At 74.6% G+C, this 6,318-nt stretch carries 2 protein-coding genes; both read right to left on the reverse strand.

Annotation, left to right across the window (positions count from 1 at the left end; translation table 11 throughout):
- Positions 1-1,811, reverse strand: a 1,811-nt coding sequence (locus AXW62_RS38690) for a type I polyketide synthase (protein WP_159061085.1), incomplete at its 3' end; no start/stop codon positions are given.
- A 65-nt stretch (positions 1,812-1,876) separates the two neighbouring features.
- The coding region (locus tag AXW62_RS38695; protein ID WP_159061086.1) for a type I polyketide synthase at positions 1,877-6,318 on the reverse strand (4,442 nt) is incomplete at its 5' end.

Below are 6,318 nucleotides of genomic sequence, written 5' to 3' on the forward strand. Positions count from 1 at the left end.
GCCAACGCCGCCGCACACTCCTCGATCCGCGCGGCGAACACCGGCGAGGCGTCCATCAGCCCGACCGCCATACCGGCCCACTGGGACCCCTGGCCCGGGAACACGAACGCCGTCCGGCCACCGACGACGGAGCCCTGGGCGACGCCCGCCGCCATTCCGCCCTCGGCCAGGGCGGTCAGCCCGGCCAGCAGCTCGTCCCGGTCGTGGCCGCGCACCACGGCGCGGTGGTCGAGCTGGGCCCGTGTGGTGGTCAGCGAGAGGCCCACGTCGAGCGGGTTCAGGGCCGGGTCGGCCTCCAGGTGGGCCAGCAGCCGTTCGGCCTGGGCGCGCAGCGCCGCCGCGCTCTTGCCCGACACCGCCCACGCCACCACGTCCAGCCGCTTGGACGGGACCGGTTCTCCGGTGGCTTCCGCGGCCTCCTCGTCGGGGGCCTGTTCGATGATGGTGTGCGCGTTGGTGCCGCTGAAGCCGAACGAGGATACCGCGGCGCGGCGCGGGCGGCCGGTCTCCGGCCAGGGAGTGTTCTCGGCGAGCAGCGAGACCGCGCCCGCCGACCAGTCGACGTGCGGGGTCGGCTCGTCGAGGTGCAGCGTCTTGGGCAGCACGCCGTGGCGGATGGCCATGACCATCTTGATGATTCCGGCGACACCGGCGGCGGCCTGGGTGTGGCCGATGTTGGACTTGATCGAGCCGAGCAGCAGCGGCCGGTCCTCGGTGTGCTCCTGGCCGTAGGTGGCCAGCAGCGCCTGCGCCTCGATCGGGTCGCCCAGCGTCGTCCCCGTCCCGTGCGCCTCGACGGCGTCCACGTCGGCCGCGGAGAGCCGGCCGTTGGTGAGCGCCTGGTGGATGACGCGCTGCTGGGACGGGCCGTTGGGCGCCGTCAGACCGTTGCTCGCACCGTCCTGGTTGATGGCCGAGCCCCGGACGACCGCCAGCACCGGATGGCCGTTCCGCCGCGCGTCCGACAGCCGCTCGACCAGCAGCATGCCGACGCCCTCGCCCCAGCCGGTGCCGTCCGCGGCGGCGGCGAACGGCTTGCAGCGGCCGTCGGCGGCCAGTCCGCGCTGCCTGCTGAACTCGGTGAACGTCGAGGGCGTGGCCATCACGGTGACGCCGCCCGCGAGCGCGAGCGAGCATTCCCCGTTGCGCAGCGCCTGCACCGCCATGTGCAGGGTGACCAGCGAGGACGAGCAGGCGGTGTCGACGGTGACCGCCGGGCCTTCCAGACCGAAGGTGTACGACACCCGGCCCGAGGCGATGCTGCCGGAGCTTCCGGTGCCGAGGAACCCTTCGACGCCCTCCGGCACGGAGTCCAGCCGCGAGGTGTAGTCGTGGTACATGACGCCCGCGAAGACACCGGTCCGGCTGCCGCGCAGCCCGGTCGGGTCGATCCCGGCGCGCTCGAACGCCTCCCAGGACGTCTCCAGCAGCAGCCGCTGCTGCGGGTCCATCGCCATGGCCTCACGCGGCGAGATCCCGAAGAGCGCGGGGTCGAAACCGCCCGCGTCGTAGAGGAATCCGCCCTCGCTCACATAGCTGGCGCCCGCCTGGTCGGGGTCGGCGTCGTAGAGCGACTCGATGTCCCAGCCGCGGTCCGTCGGGAAGCCGGAGATCGCGTCCTCGCCGCCCAGGACGAGCCGCCACAGCTCCTCGGGGGTGCGGACACCGCCCGGATAGCGGCAGCTCATCGCGACGATCGCGATCGGCTCCTGGTGCCGCTCCTCGACCTCGCGCAGCTGACGGCGGGCCTGACGCAGGTCGGCGGTGGCCCGCTTGAGGTAGTCGCGGAGCTTGTCCTCGTTATTCACCATTGCGTCGGCTCCTTGCGAAGAGGGAGGTGGTGCTCATGGGTTCCATGGGTTCAGAACGCTCCCGTTCAGGAGGAGCCGAGTTCGTCGTCGAGCAGGTCGAAGAGCTCATCGTCGGTTGCGGATTCGAGGTCGTGGTCGTCGGTGTCGCCGTCTCCGGCCGCGTCCTGGGCGTCGTTCCACTTGGCCAGGAGCGCCTGGAGGCGCATGGTGATCCTGGAGCGGGTGACGCTGTCGTCCGCGGCCACCGCCAGGGCGGCTTCCAGGCGGTCGAGTTCGCCGAACACCGAGGGGCCGCCGCCGTCCCCGTGCGGGAGTTCCGCGCGCAGATGGCCGGCCAGGGCGTCGGGGGTCGGGTAGTCGAAGATCAGCGTGGCGGGCAGCCGGAGTCCGGTGGCCGCGCCGAGCCGGTTGCGCAGCTCGACCGCGGTCAGCGAGTCGAAGCCCAGCTCCTTGAAGGCCGCGCCGGGTTCGATCGCCGCCGCGCTGCCGTAGCCCAGCACGGTGGCCACCTGGCCGCAGACCAGGTTGAGCAGGAAGCGGTCCCGTTCGGCCGCGGACATGCCCGCGAGCCGCTCGGTGAGGCCCGCCGCCTCGTCCGCCCCGCCGCCGCCACCGGCCGCGGCCCGCCGCACGGGGGTGCGGATCAACCCGCGCAGCAGCGGGGCGACCCCGGCCGTGGACTGGGCGCGCAGGGCGGCGATGTCCAGGGCGGCGGGGATCAGCACCGCGTGTCCGGCGAGCCCGGACACGTCGAACAGGGCCAGGCCCTCGGCGTTGCTCAGCGCGCCCATGCTGCCGCGGCTCATCCGCTGCCGGTCCGCGTCGGCGAGCGTGGCGGCCATGCCGCCCTCGTCCTCCCACAGGCCCCAGGCCAGGGAGACGGCGGGCAGGCCCTGGGCGCGGCGGTGCTGGGCGAGGGCGTCCAGGAAGGCGTTGGCCGCCGCGTAGTTTCCCTGCCCCGGGTTGCCGAAGACACCGGCCGCCGAGGAGAACAGGACGAACTCGGCCAGGTCCAGGCCGCGGGTCAGCTCGTGCAGGTTCCACGCCGCGTCCACCTTGGGCCGCAGCACCCGCTCCAGCCGCTCCGGCGTGAGGGATGCGACGATCCCGTCGTCGAGCACACCCGCCGCGTGGATCACGGCGGTCAGCGGACGGTCGGCGGGAATGGCCCCGATCACCCGGGCCAGCGCGTCCCGGTCGGCCGCGTCACACGCCGCCCAGGTGACCTCGGCGCCCAACGCGCCCAGCTCGGCGGCCAGTTCGGCGGCGCCCGCCGCCTCCGCGCCCCGGCGGCTGGTCAGCAGCAGCCTCCGGGCGCCGCGCTCGGTCACCAGATGGCGGGCCAGCAGCCCGCCCAGGGTGCCGGACGCGCCGGTGACCAGCACGGTGCCCGCCGGGTCGAGGCCGGACACGGCCGCCCGGTCCAGGGCCGCCACCCGCGCGAGACGCGGCGCGTGGACGGCCCCGGCGCGCACGGCCAGCTGTGGCTCGTCCGTCCGCAACGCCGCCACCAGGGCGGGGAGCCAGCCGTCGGGGGCGGCGGCGCGGGCCGGGTCGCCGGACGGGTCGCCGGACACGTCGGCGTCTCCCTGGACGTCGACGAGCACGAACCGGCCCGGGTGCTCGGCCTGCGCCGACCGCACCAGACCCCAGACCGCGGCGTGCGTCAGGTCGTCCACGCCCTCGGCCCCGGTGTTCCCGCCGGTGGTCGAGGTGTTCCCGCCCTCGCCCCCGGCGTTCCCGCCCGTGGTCAGGGCGTCGGTCACGGCGTCGTCGCCCGTGGTCACGGCGTTGTCCCCCGTGGTGACGGCGTTCTCCCCCGTGGTCACGGCCACGGCGCCACGGGTGAGGAGGACCAGCCGGGAGTCGGCGAACCGCTCGTCGGCGATCCACTCCTGGACCAGCGCCAGCGTCCGCCGGATGACGGTGTGCGCGGCGCTCGCGGTGTCCCCGGGGACGCCCAGGTCGGGCAGGCACGGCACGAGGACCACATCGGGCGCGATCCCCTCGGCCTCGACCGCCTCGGCGAGCGCGGGAAGCCCGGCGTAGGTCTCGGCCTCGATACCGGTGTCCGCGTCCGCCAGCGCGCCCGTGATCTTCAGATCACCGCCGCCGGTGCCGTCCAGGACGGCCCACAGGGCGGTGGCCTCCGGCCGCTCGCGCTCGGTGGGCGTGGGCGTGGGCAGCGCGGCCCAGTCGAGACGGAACAGCGCTTCGTGATGTGCGGTGCGGGCGGCCGCGAACTGCTCGGCGTCCAGCGGCCGGAGCGCCAGCGAGCCGACCGACACCACCGGGGCACCGGTCTCGTCGCCGATCTCCAGCGCCACCGCGCCCTGCCCGGCCGGGGAGACCCGCACCCGCAGCGCGGTCGCGCCGACCGCGTGCAGCCGTACGGCGTCCCACGAGAACGGCAGCCGGGCCCGTCCCGCCTCCTCGGCCGGGAAGAACCCGCCGAGGGCGACCGTGTGCAGCGCGGCGTCCAGCAGCGCCGGGTGCAGCCCGTACGCACGGGCCTCGCCCTGCCGCTCCTCGTCGAGCGCCACCTCCGCGAACACCTCGTCCCCGCGCCGCCAGGCGGCCCGCAGCCCCTGGAACACCGGCCCGTAGCCGAGTCCGAGCGCGGCGAAGCCGTCGTACAGCCCGTCCACGTCGAGCGGTTCGACATCGGCCGTCCCGGTGGTGGCCGGGGGCCACTCCGCCAGGCCGGTGGTGGCCGCGGAGGCGTCGCCGGTGGCCGCTCCGGGTGCCGCCCCGGTGGCCGTCAGCGCACCGGAGGCGTGCCGGATCCACGGCTCGTCGGCGGCGTCCTCCAGCCGCGAGTAGACGGTCAGCGAGCGCCGCCCGTCCGGGCCACTGGGCTCGTCCACGACGACCCGCAGCTGCACCCCGCCGCGCTCCGGGAGGATCAGCGGCGCCTCGAGGGTCAGCTCCTCCAGCAGATCGCAGCCGACCTGGTCACCGGCCCGGACCGCCAGCTCGACCAGGGCCGTACCGGGCAGCAGCACGGTGTCCATGACGGCGTGGTCGGCCAGCCAGGGGTGGGTACGGAGCGAGAGCCGGCCGGTGAAGAGGAAGCCCTCGGAGTCGGGCAGATCCACCGCCGCGCCCAGCAGCGGGTGATCGGCCGAACCGAGACCGGCCGAGGCCACGTCGCCGACGGCCCCGGCGGGAGCCTCCAGCCAGTAGCGCTCACGCTGGAAGGGGTACGTCGGCAGCTCGGTGCGGTGTGCGCCGGACCCGGCGAAGAACGCCTCCCAGTCCACCGCCACACCACGGACGTGTGCCCGCGCCACGGCGGCCGTGAGCGCCTCGGCCTCGGGGCGGTCCTTGCGCAGCGCGGCGGCGAAACCGGCCGGGTCGCCGTCGGTGACGCACTCCTGGGCCATGGCGGTGAGCACACCGTCCGGGCCCAGCTCGATGAAGGTGGTCACGCCCTGGGCTTCCAGGGTCCGGACGCCGTCGAGGAAGCGGACGGCCTCGCGGACGTGGCGCACCCAGAAGTCGGCCGTCGCGATCTCCTCGGCGGAGACCAGCTCGCCGGTCAGGTTGGACACGATCGGGATACGCGGGGCCTCATACGTCAGCCCCTGCGCCACCTCACGGAACTCCTCCAGCATCCCGTCCATACGCGGCGAGTGGAACGCGTGGCTGACCGTGAGCCGCTTGGTCTTCCGACCCCGCGCCTCGAAGCCCGCCGCGATCTCCAGCGCCGCGTCCTCATCACCCGCGATGACCACCGACGCGGGCCCGTTGAGGGCGGCGATGCTCACGCCGTCGGTCAGCAGCGGCGCCACCTCGTCCTCCGACGCCTGCACCGCGACCATCGCGCCACCGGAGGGCAGCTCCTGCATCAACCGGCCACGAGCGGCCACCAGCTTCGCCGCATCGGAAAGGGACAGCACACCCGCCACATGCGCGGCGGCCAGCTCACCGATCGAATGCCCGGACAGGAAGTCGGGCCGCAGCCCCCACGCCACCACCAGCCGGAACAACGCCACTTCGAGAGCGAACAACGCGGGCTGGGTAAACCCGGTCTGATCCAGCACCGACGCGTCATCCCCGAACAGCACATCCCGCAGCGGCCGTTCCAGATGCGGGTCCAACTCCGCGCACACCGCGTCCAGCGCCTCCGCGAACACCGGATACGCCTCGTACAGCTCACGGCCCATGCCGAGCCGCTGGCTGCCCTGACCGGTGAACAGGAACGCCACCTTGCCGCCCTCGGCCACCACGCCCCGCACCAGCCCGGCCGCCGACTCACCACGCGCCAGCGCCTCCAGACCCGCGACCAGCCCGGCCCGGTCCCCGCCGACGACCACCGCGCGGTGGTCGAGAGCGGCGCGCGTGGTCGCGAGCGAGTAGCCCAGATCGGTCAGCGACAGCTCCGGCCGCCGCTCCAGGTCGGCGAGCAGCCGCTCGGCCTGCGCCCGCAGTGCGTCGGCGGTCTTCGCCGACAGCGGCCACGGCAGCACGGACGGCTGAACGACCGGGGCCGAAGGAGCCACCG

The organism is Streptomyces hygroscopicus subsp. hygroscopicus, assembly GCF_001553455.1.
Classification (GTDB): domain Bacteria; phylum Actinomycetota; class Actinomycetes; order Streptomycetales; family Streptomycetaceae; genus Streptomyces; species Streptomyces hygroscopicus.